The 14825-nt window shown below is 65.0% G+C and carries 12 protein-coding genes; 2 read left to right on the top strand and 10 right to left on the bottom strand.

Annotated features, from left to right (window positions below):
- Positions 1 to 85: 85 nt before the first annotated feature.
- From GLS40_RS09810 to GLS40_RS09795, 4 genes are read right to left on the bottom strand one after another with little or no spacing between them, the layout of a single operon-like run.
- On the bottom strand, positions 86 to 1582 hold the full coding sequence (locus GLS40_RS09810) for a tripartite tricarboxylate transporter permease (RefSeq protein WP_160382579.1): 1497 nt from the start codon (positions 1580 to 1582) through the stop codon (positions 86 to 88).
- Between the two features lies 1 nt (position 1583).
- Positions 1584 to 2033, bottom strand: coding sequence for a tripartite tricarboxylate transporter TctB family protein (locus GLS40_RS09805; RefSeq protein WP_160382578.1), 450 nt, complete (start codon positions 2031 to 2033; stop codon positions 1584 to 1586).
- A 3-nt stretch (positions 2034 to 2036) separates the two neighbouring features.
- Entirely contained in the window at positions 2037 to 2987 is a 951-nt protein-coding gene (locus tag GLS40_RS09800) for a tripartite tricarboxylate transporter substrate binding protein (protein ID WP_160382577.1), read from the bottom strand.
- Between the two features lie 30 nt (positions 2988 to 3017).
- The gene (locus tag GLS40_RS09795) at positions 3018 to 3749 is read right to left on the bottom strand and encodes a GntR family transcriptional regulator (RefSeq protein ID WP_160382576.1); all 732 of its coding nucleotides are present in this window, start codon (positions 3747 to 3749) and stop codon (positions 3018 to 3020) included.
- An 80-nt stretch (positions 3750 to 3829) separates the two neighbouring features.
- On the opposite strand from GLS40_RS09795, the gene GLS40_RS09790 reads away from it, so the two are divergent.
- Both GLS40_RS09790 and GLS40_RS09785 read left to right on the top strand, forming a co-directional pair.
- Complete coding sequence (locus GLS40_RS09790) at positions 3830 to 4612, top strand: amidohydrolase family protein (RefSeq protein ID WP_160382575.1); 783 nt, start codon at positions 3830 to 3832, stop codon at positions 4610 to 4612.
- Between the two features lie 272 nt (positions 4613 to 4884).
- Positions 4885 to 5463 carry a TetR/AcrR family transcriptional regulator gene (locus GLS40_RS09785; RefSeq protein ID WP_160382574.1) on the top strand — a complete coding sequence of 193 codons (579 nt, stop codon included), beginning with the start codon at positions 4885 to 4887 and terminating at the stop codon, positions 5461 to 5463.
- 381 nt (positions 5464 to 5844) lie between these two features.
- Here the strand turns inward: GLS40_RS09785 and GLS40_RS09780 are convergent, their stop codons facing one another.
- The 6 genes from GLS40_RS09780 to GLS40_RS09755 all read right to left on the bottom strand — a co-directional run bounded on the left by GLS40_RS09780 (position 5845) and on the right by GLS40_RS09755 (position 14601).
- Positions 5845 to 7788 (bottom strand): helix-turn-helix domain-containing protein, encoded by a 1944-nt coding sequence (locus GLS40_RS09780; RefSeq protein WP_160382573.1) that lies wholly within the window; start codon positions 7786 to 7788, stop codon positions 5845 to 5847.
- Between the two features lie 81 nt (positions 7789 to 7869).
- On the bottom strand, positions 7870 to 9363 hold the full coding sequence (locus GLS40_RS09775; protein WP_160382572.1) for a sugar ABC transporter ATP-binding protein: 1494 nt from the start codon (positions 9361 to 9363) through the stop codon (positions 7870 to 7872).
- Entirely contained in the window at positions 9360 to 10403 is a 1044-nt protein-coding gene (locus GLS40_RS09770) for a hypothetical protein (RefSeq protein WP_160382571.1), read from the bottom strand. The genes GLS40_RS09775 and GLS40_RS09770 overlap by 4 nt, the downstream gene beginning before the upstream one ends.
- Entirely contained in the window at positions 10400 to 12571 is a 2172-nt protein-coding gene (locus GLS40_RS09765) for an ABC transporter permease (RefSeq protein WP_160382570.1), read from the bottom strand. Before GLS40_RS09765 ends, GLS40_RS09770 begins: the two co-directional genes overlap by 4 nt.
- Positions 12572 to 12590: 19 nt before the next feature.
- A complete protein-coding gene (locus tag GLS40_RS09760; protein ID WP_160382569.1) occupies positions 12591 to 13559 on the bottom strand; it encodes a sugar ABC transporter substrate-binding protein in 969 nt (322 codons plus the stop codon).
- A 34-nt stretch (positions 13560 to 13593) separates the two neighbouring features.
- On the bottom strand, positions 13594 to 14601 hold the full coding sequence (locus GLS40_RS09755; protein WP_160382568.1) for an ABC transporter permease: 1008 nt from the start codon (positions 14599 to 14601) through the stop codon (positions 13594 to 13596).
- Between the last annotated feature and the right edge of the window lie 224 nt (positions 14602 to 14825).

Below are 14825 nucleotides of genomic sequence, written 5' to 3'. Positions count from 1 at the left end.
GCTTGTCAGCCGGTCCTTCACGGACGCCTCATCGGGCCCCTTGCGGCTCGCGGACCGCAAGGCATCCCTGCATGAACGGCGCGGCTCAGACCGGTTTCGCCTTGCGCCGCCGCTGCAGCGATTTTGCAATCGGCCAGAGGATCACCAGAAGCGTCATGACCGCCAGCGCAGCCGACAACGGGCGCGTCAAAAGCTCTGTGGCGTCGCCCCGGCTGATCAGCAAGGCCCGGCGCACGCTCTGTTCGGCCATGGGGCCAAGGATCATGCCCAGGATGACCGGCGCCAGCGGCACGTTGACCTTTTCCAGGAAATACCCCGCCAGCCCCGCCGCCAGCATGACCCACAGATCGACCATGCGGCCGTTGATGACGTAGACGCCCACGCACATCAGGATCAGGATCGAGGGCACCAGCAACACGCCGGGCAGCCGCTGGAACTGGGCAAAGACCCGGGTGGCAACCATGCCGCCGAGGGCGAAGATCAGGACCGAGGTGATCAGCATCTCCATCATGAAGCCGCCGACGAGAATGGGGTTCTGGTGGAACAGCTGCGGGCCGGGTTGCAGCCCGTGGATGGTCAATGCGCTGAGGACAAGCGCCGCGACAACGTTGCCCGGAATGCCCAGCGACAGGGCCGGGATCATCGATGCGGCATTGTCCGCGTTATTGCCGCATTCGGCGGCGGCGACCCCCTGAGGATTGCCCTTTCCGAAACTCGCGGGATCGTCCGACGCGTTCCTGGCGGCATTGTAGCTGAGGAAGGCGGCGATGTTGCCGCCCGCGCCGGGCAGGATGCCGACAAGGATCCCGATGCCCGAGGACCGCAGCCACGTGGGGATCAGCCCGCGGATCTCACCCTTTTCAAAGGGTGCACTCTTCAGTTTCAGCTGTCCCGACGACAGGCCGACCAGGTCGCGCTTTTCGGCCAGCTGCAGCACCGGCGGCAGAGCGTAAAGCCCGACCAGAACCACCACGAGGTCGAGCCCGCCCAGAAGCCAGGTCTGGCCGAAGGTGAACCGCGCCTGTCCGGACAGGTTGTCGATGCCCATCGTGCCGATCAGCAGGCCCAGGACGGCGGCCATGATGCCCTTGACCGGGTCCGAACCCACCATGACCCCTACCGAGGCCATGCCGAAGATCGCGATCCAGAAGTATTCCGCCGGACCGAAGAACAGCGTGAGCCGCGCCAGAAGCGGGCCCATTGTCATCAGCGCGATGGCGCTGGCGATGCCGCCGATGGCCGAGGACCAGCAGGCGATCTTGAGCGCCTTGGACGCCTCGCCCCGGTCGGCCATCGGGAAGCCGTCAAAGGTCGTCGCGATGGAGGCGGGCGTGCCGGGGATGCGCAGCAGGATCGCCGGGATGGCGCCGCCGTACATCGACCCGTTGTAGATGCCCGCCACCATCCCCAGTGCGATCAGCGGGTCCATGGAATAGGTCAGCGGCAGAAGAAGCGCGATGGCCATGACCGGGTTCAGCCCCGGCAGCGCGCCGATCAGCACGCCGAGCAACGTGGCACCGATCATGGCGCCGAGCGGCCCCCACGCCAGAACGCTGGTCAGGGCGTTGGTGTAGAACTCCATCTCAGCCCCCCCGCGCCATGAGGGACAGGACCGCCTCGCGGGGCAAGGGCTTTTCCAGCAGCACGGAGAAGACCAGGTAGACCAGCGCGACAAAGGCCAGCGCGACGATCAGCGCATAGAGCGGTTTCCGGAACCCAAGGGCGAAGGGCATCGCCAGCATCACGAGGAACGAGGCGGTGAAGAAGCCGAAGGGCACCACCGCCGCCACGTAAAGGGCCGCCACCACGGACGCGGTGATCATCTGCGCCGGGGCGTCGACCAGCGCGCGCGTTTCGTTCCGGCCAGAGCGAACAGCCTTGAGCGCGACAAGCGCGCCGAGAAGCGTCAGGATCAGGCCAAGCGTCATCGGATAGATGCCGCTCGCCCCCTTGTAGCCGGTTGCCATCCAGGCCGCGGCGATGCCCAAGCCCGCAAACAGCAGACCGGTGACGATATCCTGACGCTTCTCCATCGCTCAGAGACCCAGGCCCTTCGACACTTCGGCCAGGGCGTCGAACTCGGAATGCAGGCGTGCCCCCAGGGCGTCACCCTTGACCACGTTCGGGACTTCGCCCTTGGTCGCGAGGAATTCGACATAGCTCGGATCGTTCACGGCCTCCTCGATGGTGTCGGCCAGTTTCGCAACGATCGCGGGGTCCATGCCCTTGGGGCCGAGAATGGCGCGCCACAGCAGCGTTTCCTTGTCTGCCAGGCCAAGAGCCGCCAGCCCTGATGCGCCTTCCAGCGCGGGGACGTCGGCGGCCGAGGTCACCAGCGGGCACTTGGCCTCGCCGCTTTCGACATAGGGCAGGACGGTCGAGATCGAGCCGCCGTAGATGTCGACATGGCCGCCGAGGAAGTTCTGCAGCGTCTCACCAGCGCCCCCGAACGGGATCGCGACCGCCTCGATGCCTTTGGCCTGGAAGATGCGTTCGGCGGCAAGCTGCATCGTGCCGCCGATGCCGTCGTTGCCATAGGTGTACTTGCCCGGGTTCGCATCCAGTTCGGCGAGGAACTCTTCGCCGGTGGTTGCGGGGAAGTCCGCCTTGACGCAGAGCGTGTAGGCCGTTTCCGAGGTCGAGGCGATCGGCGTAAAGCTGTCCAGCGAATAGGCCACGTCCTGAACCTGCGGCACGGTGGTCAGCGGGCTGTTCCAGGTGGCGAAGAGCGAATAGCCGTCCGGGGCGGCCTGCATGAACTGCGACGCGCCGACGGACCCGCCGCCGCCGCTGACGTTCAGAACGGCGATCGACGTGCCGAGCTTTTCTTCGAGCAGCAGGGCCAGCTTGCGGGCACTGGTGTCGGTGCCGCCGCCGGCGCCGGCCGGGATCGTCAGCTCGATGGTACGTTCGGGGTAATCGGCCAGTGCGGGCGTCGCGAGCGCGAGCGCGGCGGCGAAGCCGGTGAAGGTTGCTTTGATGGTCATGGTCTCTCCCTTTCTGTCGGTCTTTCTGGTTCAGGTGATTTCGCTGCGGTAGCGGAAGCCCGCCGCATTGCCGCTCGCGATGCGCCACTCGACGGGGCAGTCCTCGATGTCGAAGGCGGTGCGTTCGATGATCGCCAGCGGGTCGCCGGGGGTCATGCAAAGCTGCTGCGCGACCGTGTCGGTGGCTCTGCCAAAGGACACCTCGTCGGCGGCCCGTTTCACCAGCACGCCGAAATGCTCGAAGTAGATCGGATAGAGCAGCGGTCCGAGCACGGTTTCGGGCAGCTTCTCGAAGCCGTCGAAGCGGGCGCGTGGAATGTATATCTCTTCGAACAGCACGGGCTGTTCGGACAGGCTGCGCAAGCGGACGATCTTGATCACATCCTGTGTGCCAAGCGCTTCGGCGGCGGCAATCGGGGCCTTGGCCACACTGCGCAGGATCAGCTGGCTGGACGGGATGGGCGACGGCGATCCGTCGCTGTCGCGAATGGCGAAGAAACGAAACAGCGTCGCGTTGAACGAAGGCGCCCGCATGTAGGTCCCGGACCCCTGCCGACGTTCGAGGAGCCCTTCCTCGACAAGACCGTCGACCGCCTTGCGGACGGTGCCGACCGAAACGTCGAATTCACGCGCCAGCCGCGCCTCGGACGGGATGGGCGTCTCGGGAGTCCAATCACCTCGTGCGATCCGTGCGCTCAGCGTGTCCCGCAAGCGCGCATAGGCAGGCAGCCGAGTATCCGTCGCTGTGAATCCGTTCGCCATGATCGTCCTCCCGGATCGAGCAATAGAGATATTGACCGATATAGTCAACCAGTCATATATATGACTTGAAGGGAGACCAGATGATCCAGTTCGACTGCCATGCCCATGTCTACGAACAGGTCTGCGCCGTACCCGGCGCGCGCTACGTACCGGAGCGCGCGGCGCCGCTGGAGGCCTGGCTGGGACATCTTTCGGATCATTGCCTGACGGGCGGCGTGATCGTGCAGGTCAGCTTCCTTGGCACTGACAACTCGGAACTGCGCGCCGCGCTTGCGAAACTCGACCGTCAACGCTTCGCGGGTGTCGGGGTCGTTTCGTTGGATGTTTCGGATGCAGAGCTGGCGGCACTGGCCAAAGCCGGCGTGCGCGGCGTGCGATGGAATCTCGTCGGGGGCGCTGCGATACCCGACGTGACCTCGCCCGCGGTGCAGCGCTTTCTCGGCGCCCTGCGCAACCACTCCATGCACCTGGAGGTGCACCTTGAGGGTCCACGGCTTGCGCCGCTTCTGCCCCGCCTCGCCGATGCGGGTGTTGACCTTGTCATCGATCATTTTGGATTGCCGTCCGAGCCCGACCCGGCCGAGGACCCTCTGATCAGGGCCGTCTCACGGTTGCAGGAACGACAAGGGGTGTTTTTCAAATTCTCGGCACGCTATCGCCTGCCGTTCGACATCAGGCCACATGCCGAAAATCTTTTGGACTTGCTGCATCCAGATCACGTGCTTTGGGGCAGCGATTGGCCCCACACGCGGCATGAAACACAGACCAGCTATTCCGAAAGCCATTCGCTTTCGACATTATGGCCCGCGCTTACGGACCAGGTTGCGGCGAAGCGTCTTTACGGCATCTGTGCCGGCGTTTGAATCCCGGGCACCAATTTCCGCGCTTAGGGCATCGGTCGGCGGGCCAGCCAGCGGAATGCCCTGAGCGACCGCCTGCCCTGTCAACGGCAGCGCGGGGCCGATATCGACGGAACCCGGCGGGCTGCCCGGCCGGGTTCGTGTGGCGTATTCACTCGCGCCGGTCGATGTGAAGGCTTGCCCTATAACGACCGTTACGCTACTGGCCGTTATGAAACAGGACAGTGCCGGGCAAGCGGTTCCACACTGCGCGTTACGCCATCCGGGAGAAGGTCATGGGACGACATCGGGAGTTTGACGTCGAAAAAGCGCTGGATGCCGCGATGTGCGTCTTCTGGAGGAAGGGGTACGAGGGCGCGTCCTACACCGACCTCACCGAGGCCACAGGGGTCGAGCGGCCGGCGCTCTATTCCGCATTCGGCAACAAGGAAGCGCTCTTCAACCTGGCCCTTGCCCACTACAACGAGCACTATCTCACCCACATCCCCGAGGCTCTGGCCAAACCGACGGCGCGAGAGGTGGCGGCGCATATGCTCTACAGCACCGCCGATCTGAACACGCGGTATCCGGACCATACGGGCTGTCTCAACATCAACGGCGCGCTGGCGACGTCCGACGCATCGGAGTCCATTCGCCAGGCGCTCATCGAAACCCGGGCCGCGGGCCAACTGCGCTTTGTCGAGCGTTTTGAGCGCGCCAGGGCGGAAGGCGACTTGCCGCAATCGGCCAAACCGGCGGCGCTCGCTGCCTATCTCATGGCGGTTCTTCACGGAATGGCTGTCCAGGCCAAGGCAGGTTTCGGGCGTGACGCTCTGGAGGGGGTCGCCGAACAGGCCCTGTCCGCCTGGCCCTAAGGCTTGCATCGGGATGCCGAAAGACGCCCGGGACGAGATCATCAAGCACGGCACGGCACGGGCGACGGGCTGGGTGAAGCCAGATAGCGGGCCGGACACGCCCGCACGCGTCGCAGATTGACGTGACCGTCGTCAACCTTGGGGAAAATTCGTCACCACCGGGCTCACCGCAGATCTGGCTGGACGGCACAGGCGCGCCCTCGTTCAGACGCCGGACGGGGGACCGACCCGCACTGCCATCGGCGCCCACGGCGGGGCAAGCCAGGGCTTGCCCGCAGTCTGCCCCGGCAACCGGCGAGCGGGACGCCGACGCTGGGCCGCACCTTCGCGGCCGTCCTCAAAAAGCGCTGGCCGGACTACGGCGGCAAGCGAACCCCGTCCCTATTCGCCCAACCCGGTCAGTATCGCGTCCAGCCTGAGCGCAACCTGAAGTTCAAGCGCGTGAACAGGATCGTCCCAGCCTCCGGTCAGTTCACGCAGCGTCTGCAGCCGCTGGCGGATGGTATTGACGTGGATACCCAGCTGATCGGCGGCGCGGCTGGCATTGAACTGGTTCTCGAAATACCTCAGCAGCGTCTCTTTCAGCAGCGGTCCCTGGGTCGGCCCATGCCCCTCGATCTTCGCCAGGATACCGGTCGCGTGGCGTGCCAGATCGGCGGCGTTGCGCGCTTCGAAGATGCGGGCGAACAGGCTGACCTCTTCCTGTCGCAGCACCCGCGTAATGGGCCGGATCGCGCTCAGCACGGCAAGCGCTTCACGCAGTCGGGTATACTGGTCGGCAAGACGGGCCAGATCGGCAACGGCGGTCGAGCGGATACCGCCGACCTGCCACCCTTCGCGGCGGCGGGCGAGAGCCGACAGAAAAGCGTTGAGTGCCTCGGGGCCGCCAATGACCAGCGTATCGCCCCCCAGTTCGTCGACCAGGACGGCATGGCGTGTTGCACAGTCTCTCACCGTTTGGTCCAGATCGGACCGGCCGAGGCCCGTAAAGACCAGGAGCGCCATCTGGACGGGATCGCCCAGACCGACCTTCAAGCGATCACGTAGGATAGTGACGCTTGCCGGATCCGGGGGCGAGACATGCGTGATGTGCCGGATCAGGGTCGATGTCGCGACAACCTCCTCGGCCTCCCGCTTCTCGGCCCAGAGCTTTGCGATGGCCAGGGCAACCGCCGACCGTTCGAGGTTGCGGACCTCTATGTCGTCCAGCCGCCCGTTGTTGCAGATCACCAGCATCTCCCAGTGCCGCGTACCTCCAAGGAGCGGGATTGCGCGGCACTGCTCGTCCTCGGCCTCGGCCAGCAGATGCGCCCGCGCGACCCGCAGCGGCCGGTTGCCGCCGGGCGACAGACCGTCAATCAATGCCCGGTCCGAGCGGAGCCGGTCCGCAAAGGAGCCGCGATAATGGACCGACACAAATTCCTCCCGCACCCTGAGATTGCGGTCGTACAGAAAAATTGCGCCGTCGACCTGGTTTGCCATCTGTTGCAGGTACTGGCTCTGGTCCGCGCCGGTGGCCAGCAGGGTCGCCATCTCGTCATGGGCCGCCGCCGAGGCTTCGACCCGCTTGATGTGATCGATCAGCGCCGTGCGGCTGGCTTCCGCCTCGGCCAGCGCCTCGGATTGGACACGGAATGCTTCCGCGTTCCGCATCGCCGTCCCCGCGTGGATCGCGAACGATCCCAGGATCGAAAGCTCCCGCCCCGAAACCTTGCGGCTGTAGCGGTAGGCGGCGAACAGAAAGCCCAGCACCTGGTCGCCCACGAGGATCGGAAACCCGGTCAGGGAGACGACATTCTCCTGGCGCATCCAGTCGTCGAGGTCAGGAAGATGGCGGAAGCTTTTGTCGTTGAGATAGTCGGTGGTGTGGAAATAGCTGCGGGTTTGCATGATCGACCCGACAATCCCGAAGTCCGCATGGCTGCGCATCACGCGGGCATTGGGTGAAAGCTGACCCTCGGCGTGCACGCTGACAAATTCCCGGCTGACCGGGTTCTGAACGGTGACCCAGCCCAGGTCCGCCCCGACCAGGGCGCGGGTCCGGCTGACGATAAGCCGCATCAGCGCATCGGTGCCGAGCGTCCCGCTCAGATCGTGCGCCGTCTCGATCAGCAGGTTGAGCCCGTGTTCCACCGCCACGCGATCCCGCAACTCTGCGCGGATCCGGTTCATCGCATTGTCGATCCGGTCAAAGTCCTCGGCGCGACCGACCTGCGCCGCGATGCCTCTCAGGCGGTCGAGCGCAATGTCGAATTCGGCGTGGCTGGCACCTGTCGCCAGCGTCTCGAAAACCTGTGCCAGCGAAGAGATCATCTCGGTCGTCATTCGAGGCCCCTCCTCCAGGGCCCCGGAAAGGATCACAGGGTTGCCGTCACTCTTCAAGCGCCCTCCCCCGGTGTCGCATCGTCAGTGGATCGCCGCGTGGAGAATGCGCTGAGCGGTCGCCTCGTCCCGCGCGAATTCGGCGACGATGGTGCCGCTCTTGGCGACCAGAATGCGATCCGACAGATCGAGGATCTCGGGCAGGTAGGACGAGATCAGGATCACCCCTGCCCCGCTGTCCGCAAACCCCCGGATGATCCTCCGGATCTCGGCGATGGCTCCGACATCCACGCCCCGGGTCGGTTCGTCGAAGATCACCAGCCGGGGTTCCTGCGCCAGCGACTTTGCGATCACCACTTTCTGCTGGTTCCCGCCCGAGAGATAGACGACCGGCTTGCCCCCCTCGGCGCCGTGAATCGCAAGCCTGTCGCGCCAGTGATCTGCCACCGACCGCAGCCGCTCTTTCGGCATCAGGACCTGGCGCCCCCGGAACTTGGCCAGCCAGCCAAGGCCTATGTTCCGCGCAACGCTCATCGTGTCGAAGAAACCGTCGTACTTCCGGTCTTCGCTCACATAGGCGATCCCGTCGGCAATGGCCTGCGACGGCGCGGTATAACGGACCTCTTTCCCGTCCAGCCAGATGCGCCCGCCGTCGAGGTTGCGCTTTGTGTGGCCGACGACGACCTTCGCGGCCTCGCTGCGCCCGGACCCGATGAGGCCCGCGATCCCGGTGACTTCGCCCGGAAAGACCGAAAAGGACATGTTGTTGACCATGCTGCCCATCCGCAGGTCCTCGACCTGAAGCACCGGCGCCGCCGCGCGGGCCCGGGCGGGTCCCCGGTTCGCCGCCGTTTCGACAAGGTCGTCGCCGATCATGTGACGGATCAGGGCGGCGCGGTCGAAATCCTTTGCAGGTCCCGTCGTCATCAGCCTGCCGTTGCGCAGGACGGTGATGCGATCGGCGTGGTTCAGAGCCTCTTCCAGCGCGTGCGAGATGAAGATCAGCGCCACCCCCCGCTTCTGGAGCTGCTTCACCAAATCGAAAAGGTGGTCGGTTTCCTCGGGCGTGAGCGCGGCGGTCGGTTCGTCGAGGATCACCACCCGGGCCTCGTTCAGCACCGCGCGGGCAATCTCCACCATCTGCCGCTTGGCGGTCGACAGGGAACCGGCCAGTTGCGTCGGGTCCACTTTGAAATTCAGGCTCTGAAGCACCTGCCGCGCCGCGTTGCGGACTCTCCGAACAGAGTTCAACGGCTTCTCGCGGCCCAGCACCATGTTCTGCGCGACGGTCAGCTGCGGCACCAGGCTGGTTTCCTGAAATACCATGGCGATCCCGCGTTCCGTGGCGTCCTTGGGATTGGCGAAACTGACCTCTTCGCCGTCGACGAAGATGCGGCCGGTGCTGGGCGTGGTCACCCCTGCAATCAGCTTGCACAGGGTCGATTTGCCCGCGCCGTTCTCGCCGGCCAGCGCGTGGATTTCACCGGGATGAAGGTCGAATGTCACCTCCTCCAGCGCGGCGATGCCACTGTAAAACTTGCTCGCCGATTCCACGCGGATGATGGGCGCTTGGGTCATCTGTCCTCCGCCAGAAGAAGTTCGCCGGTCGCAAGACTCAGCGCGACCGTCGCACCGTTCCAGTGCACGGCGTCGGCGATGGCATGCCGGCTTCCGTTCGCCCGCGACTGGAGGGAGCCCGTCGGGTTGAGGTCCCTGTCCAGTTCGATGACCAGCCCGTAGGAAAAACTGGGGGCCCAGGCTTTCACCGCGCCGAAAAGCCGGGTGGCGCCCATCTCGATCGGCAATGCATGGCTGAACCTCGGGTCGATGCGCGGGGCGATCCAGGACTCCGGCGCGATGGTCGCCTTCATCTCGCGCACGAAGGCCTCTTCGGTCTTGAGGAATTCGATCAGCGGATCGCGCCGGGCGAGGCACGACAGAAGATACCCCCCCGGCCGCTGTCTCAGCCGCGCGGCATATCCCGGAAGCCCGGCTCTGAGCACCTCTCCGCTCACCGCGTCCCGGATGCACGCACGTTCAAGTTCGGTGACAAGAATACGGCCGGCCGGGTCGAGGCAGAGACCCGCCGGGGCGTGCAGACCGTCCCGGATCACGCGCCGCCGGCCGTTGCGGGCGATCGACACGACCGACCCTGTTTCGGCCTCCTCCCATGCTGCCCGGGCAAGGAAATCGCCGCCCCGGATGCCGCTGTCGACGACGACAAGTTCGTCCTCGGACAGGAACGCGGCATCCGTCGGTGCGATCAGGCCGTTGCCCGACGCCCAGTCGGCCACCGAGAAGTCAGGGGCCAGAACACCAAAGGTTCCGCCCTCTCCGAACAACGCCACCGCGCCTGCGGGCGACACCGCCAGGGCGATGATCAGCGCCCCTGCCCTGTAGACGACATCGCAATCGCCCTCCCAGTCGGCGATGCGCGTCAGCTTGTTTCCGTCACCCAGCAGCAGCGCACCGTCGGTGGCGACCGCCACGGCGCGACCCTGCTGGGTCAGGCGCGCCCGCGCTTCCTCCAGCCTCTGGTTCGGACCCAGCACACCTTCCAGCGTCATCGTCTGGCGCGCGGGTCGGCCGCGGCCGAACACGGTTTGCAGAAAGCTCATGTTCCCTGACCCGCATAGCTGCCCGGTCCGGTCCAGGCCGGGTCCGCACCCGGCAAGTCCAGTCGTCCGATCTTGTCGTTCGTCACCCCGCCCAGATAGAGCGCGCCCTGATGTTCCCGCATCGAGGTTATCATGTAGAGCGGTCCGTCGGGCCGGTCCCAATAGGCGTCCCGCACCCGGCCCGTGCCATCGAGCTTGAGCACCCCGCCGATGTTGAGGTTGCCGAACAGCCAGTTGGTCGGCGGCACCCGGCGTGTCATCCTGCGCCGAAGCCCGGGATGTGTCATCGCAAGGTCGATGACCGGATTGCGCATGCCCGCCAGCGCCAGCCAGTAGCCGCCGTCTGACGCACGGTTGATGTTGTCCGGATAGCCCGGCAGACCGGACACAAGCACCCGCGGCCCGGCCTTCAGGTTCTGCAGGTCGAAGGCCAGGACCGAACAGTCCCATGTCGAGGCGACCAGCAGATGCCGCCTGTCATGTGCCAGACAGACCCCGTTCGGAAACAGCAGGTTGTCACAGACCGTGCGGGTCCGGCCTGTCTTGGGATCATACGAGAGGAGCCGCCCGTTCGGGCGCCCCTCAAGCAGGTCCATCGCCCAGTTTTCCATGTCGTACCGTTTCGTCGCGTCGGAGAAATAGATCACCCCGTCCGGCGCCACATCGAGATCGTCCGCCATCCGGATCGTGGTGTCGTCCTGAACCGAAAACAGGCTGCGCGTGGTCTGATCCGTCAGCAGGTCGTGCGTGCCGTCCATCGCCACGCGCACCAGGCCCATGCCGGCCACACAGGTCAGCAGCGCTCCGTCCGCATCGAATGCCAGCCCAAGCGGTCGCCCGCCAATCTTGACCAGGACCGTCACCTCGCGGTGATCCGGCGCGGCCAGTTTCATGATCCTGCCATCGCGGGTGCCGCAGTAGAGATTGCCGGCGCTGTCGAGAATGACATCCTCCGGACCGTCGATCTTGCCGGCGGCGAGGATCTTCGCCTCGGCCAGTTTGGGCACGATGCGATCCGGCATCAGCGCGTCGGTGCCTTGCACCGGCTCGGGCTTTCTCGCCACCGGATCGAGGTAGGAGGACGCCACAAGCCGGTTCAGGTTCTTCTTGAAACGCACATCTATGGCGAGGATCAGAAGAATGATCATGCCCTGGGTGAACTGAACGAAATCGCCCCGGAATCCGGCGTTGATCATCGCGTTGTTCAGAAAGTAGATCGTCAGGAAGCCGATGATCACCGACACCACGGCGCCCCGCCCCGGGGTGAAGCCGCCCAACCCGAGAACAAGCGCCGTAAGAAGGAAGAACTCCATCCCGATACCGGTGTCCGATCCGACGCTGTTCTGTCGCGCGGCGTAGAGAAAACCCGACAGCCCGACCAGGGCACCGGCCAGCACATAGGCCATGAAGACCGTACGCTTGACTCCGATCCCGCCGTTGCGTGCCGCCTTGCGGTTGCCGCCGACGGCAAGCAGGTGCCAGCCGAACCGGCTCTGGCGGTACATGAAAAAGACGGTGACCGCGACAAGGGCGAACGCCCAGAAACCGACAGGCAGACCGGCAAACCGGTCGAACCCGATATAGTCCCATGTGTCGTCCATCCGCGCAGAGCTTGAAATGGCGACAAGCTGCGATTGCGACGCCAGGGTATAGAGGCCCCGTACCGTGATCATGGTCCCCAGCGTGGTCAGCAGCGCCCCGCAGCCGAGCAGCCCGGCCAGAGTGCCGTTGAGAACCCCGACAAGCGCCCCGATCAGAACCGAAACAGGCAGCACGGCCCAGACCGGCAGTTCGAGGATGTGGAACGCAAAGAGCGCCGCAAAGGCCGTCATCGCGAAATTCGACCCGACCGACAGGTCGATGCCCCCTGCGGCGACCACGATGAGCAGCGCCAGAACGACGATCCCGCCGTCAGGCAGGTATTGCGCCATCGTCATCAGGTTGGACGACGCAAAGAAACCATCCGTGGTCGCGAGGATCGTCAGGACCACGACGAGAAACGCCAGGAAGGGGATCGCGCTCTCGATCCAGCCCCGCATCAGCACGTCCGACAGGATGCGGCGCGGCGACAACACCAGCCGCGGCACCCGCTGCCGGGGGAGCCGGGCAAAATCGATCGCCGCAGCAGGGACCGGACGGCGCATCGCACCGTCCGGAACAGGTTTCATTGCCTGCGTCACGCCTGCCTCACAGCTTGAAGCAGAGCGTCGGGTCGAAATCCGCCCCTGCCTTGATGATCTTGAGCGGGCTTTCCGCCTTCATCATGCCGTCCGGATTGCGGGCCCCCTGAAGGATCAGGTCGATCAGCGTCCCCGCATCCCGGCCCTGCCCGTCGGCGTCATAGCTCCAGACCCGGTCGAGGATGCCATCTTCGACCGCTTTGCAGGTCACGTCGTCACCACCCCCCGTGGCGTAGACCAGCACGTCATCGGCCTTGCCGGCATCCTTGACGGCATTGCCCGCCCCCATGGTGTGGACGTCCCAATGCCCGAAGATGGCGCAGAGATCGGGGTGCTGCTGCAGGACTGTCGCCGTAATCTGGCGGGCCTTCTCGGGCTCCCAGTCGGATGCCTGGTTCGACACGACCTCGATCCCGCCAGCTTCGAAGACCTTGAACGCCGCCTCGTTCATGATGACGCTGTCGGCCGCGGTCAGCTGGCCCGGAATCACCGCAACCTTGCCGGACTTGCCGGTCCCCGTTCCGCATTCGGCGACGATGTCCTCGGCGATCTCGCGGCCGATCCGTTCCCAGCTTGCACCGACAAATGCGGTCGAGGGCTGGTTGGACTGAAGATTGATCTGCAGCACCGGGATGCCCTGGGATTCCGCCTGCTTGATCTGGCGGGCCAGCAGCTGGACGGTCGGGTTGTGGACCACCAGCATGTCGGGTTTGTCGGCGATGGCCTTGGCCAGCAGTTCCGACATGATCGACGTGTTAAAGGCCGCATCGCGCACGTCGATGCTGTAGCCGCCGACCTCGGCATGTTCGCGCATCCGGCGGGCCCAGGCCTCGGTCAGCGAAATCCCCATGGTGATGGGAACAAAGATGACCTTCTTGCCTTCGGTTGCGCTGTCCTGCGCGATGGCCGGCAGGCCGGTGGCCAGAATGGCGGCGGTGGTCAGCCCGACCGCAACGCTCCTGATGGTAAGTCTCACGATGTCTCCTCCTCTGATGATGTAAAGATGCCGTCTAGAGATCGCCGACCGTGTCGGTTTCGATGTCGCGGGGATTCAGGAAATTCTCGACCGCCACGGCGATCAGCAGCACGACGCCCTTGATGACATCCTGCATCTGGGTAGTGACGTTCATCAGTGTCATGCCATTGCGCAGGACCGCGATCAGCGCGACGCCAAGTATGATGTTGCGCAGCCCCCCGCGTCCGCCACGCAGCGGAATGCCTCCCAGCACCACGACGAGGATCACGTCGAACAGGAGTGTCCCGTTGGTGACCGTGCGGAAATCCACGGCCCCGCTCGCCGACGAGACCAGCAGCCCCGCCACCATGGCCATCAATGCCGCCCAGACATAAATCAGGATCGTGACCGGTCGCACCGGCAGACCCGACAGCCGCGCGGCAAGGAAGTTGTCGCCCATGGCATAGATTACCTCTCCGGCGATGGTGCGGTTCAGCAGGACCCAGGTCGCTGCAAGGGCGGCCATCATGGCAACGGTTGTCACCGGCACGCCGGGCAGGATGTCCGATGTCAGGATCTGAACGGCGGGGTTGGATTTCTGCAGCAGGATCAGAAACTCGCCCTGCAGAATGGCAAAGCGGAACAGGCCGGTGACCACCATGGCCGACGCGAGGGTCGCCAGCATCGCCGGCAGCTCTGCAAAGGCAATCAGCCAGGCATTGATGGCCCCCACGACCGTGATGACCAGAGCGGTGACAACCAGCGCCATCCCGCCGCCGAGGCCGGCCTGGACGCAGGTGGCATAGGTCGTGGCCCCTGCCACCATGACCGCGACTATCGACAGGTCGAGTCCTCGCGAAATGATCACGACCGCCATGCCGCAGCTGAGAATGCAGAGAGAGGCAGAGTTGGACAGGATCACCGACAGATTGCCACGGGCTGCAAACCCGTCCACGGTGAGCGAGAATATCGCGACCAGCGCCAGTGTGACGGCGAAGACGACGGTTTCGAGCAAGCGGTTTCTGTCCCGCAGGCCCGCGAACAGGGTCGTGCTGTCAGCCAAGGCATCGTGTCCGCGCAAGGTGACACGAGCCGCAATGAGCGGCACAGTAGGTCATGGGTCCTCCCTCATCCGGCTTTTCGATCCGGTGACGGAAGGAGTAGTGAATGGCCGATCCCTTGCATATGTTGCCAACAGACATATCGACAGGCGCGATATGGCGGGAAATGACATTTCCTCGGCCGAGTGCTGCGCAGACCGGTGGCCGGATGGCCCGATCTTGTGGC

Origin of the sequence: Pseudooceanicola pacificus (genome assembly GCF_009789075.1) — a bacterium.
Classification (GTDB): domain Bacteria; phylum Pseudomonadota; class Alphaproteobacteria; order Rhodobacterales; family Rhodobacteraceae; genus Pseudooceanicola; species Pseudooceanicola pacificus.
Note: the sequence above shows the minus strand (reverse complement) of the source record. Positions and strands in the feature narration are given on the sequence as shown.

What these genes read in the sequence shown, in the direction of transcription:
- GLS40_RS09810 (WP_160382579.1), bottom strand. Translation starts at nt 1,582, where the DNA reads ATGGAGTTCTACACCAACGCCCTGACCAGCGTTCTGGCGTGGGGGCCG.
- GLS40_RS09805 (WP_160382578.1), bottom strand. Translation starts at nt 2,033, where the DNA reads ATGGAGAAGCGTCAGGATATCGTCACCGGTCTGCTGTTTGCGGGCTTG.
- GLS40_RS09800 (WP_160382577.1), bottom strand. Translation starts at nt 2,987, where the DNA reads ATGACCATCAAAGCAACCTTCACCGGCTTCGCCGCCGCGCTCGCGCTC.
- GLS40_RS09795 (WP_160382576.1), bottom strand. Translation starts at nt 3,749, where the DNA reads ATGGCGAACGGATTCACAGCGACGGATACTCGGCTGCCTGCCTATGCG.
- GLS40_RS09790 (WP_160382575.1), top strand. Translation starts at nt 3,830, where the DNA reads ATGATCCAGTTCGACTGCCATGCCCATGTCTACGAACAGGTCTGCGCC.
- GLS40_RS09785 (WP_160382574.1), top strand. Translation starts at nt 4,885, where the DNA reads ATGGGACGACATCGGGAGTTTGACGTCGAAAAAGCGCTGGATGCCGCG.
- GLS40_RS09780 (WP_160382573.1), bottom strand. Translation starts at nt 7,788, where the DNA reads ATGACGACCGAGATGATCTCTTCGCTGGCACAGGTTTTCGAGACGCTG.
- GLS40_RS09775 (WP_160382572.1), bottom strand. Translation starts at nt 9,363, where the DNA reads ATGACCCAAGCGCCCATCATCCGCGTGGAATCGGCGAGCAAGTTTTAC.
- GLS40_RS09770 (WP_160382571.1), bottom strand. Translation starts at nt 10,403, where the DNA reads ATGAGCTTTCTGCAAACCGTGTTCGGCCGCGGCCGACCCGCGCGCCAG.
- GLS40_RS09765 (WP_160382570.1), bottom strand. Translation starts at nt 12,571, where the DNA reads ATGAAACCTGTTCCGGACGGTGCGATGCGCCGTCCGGTCCCTGCTGCG.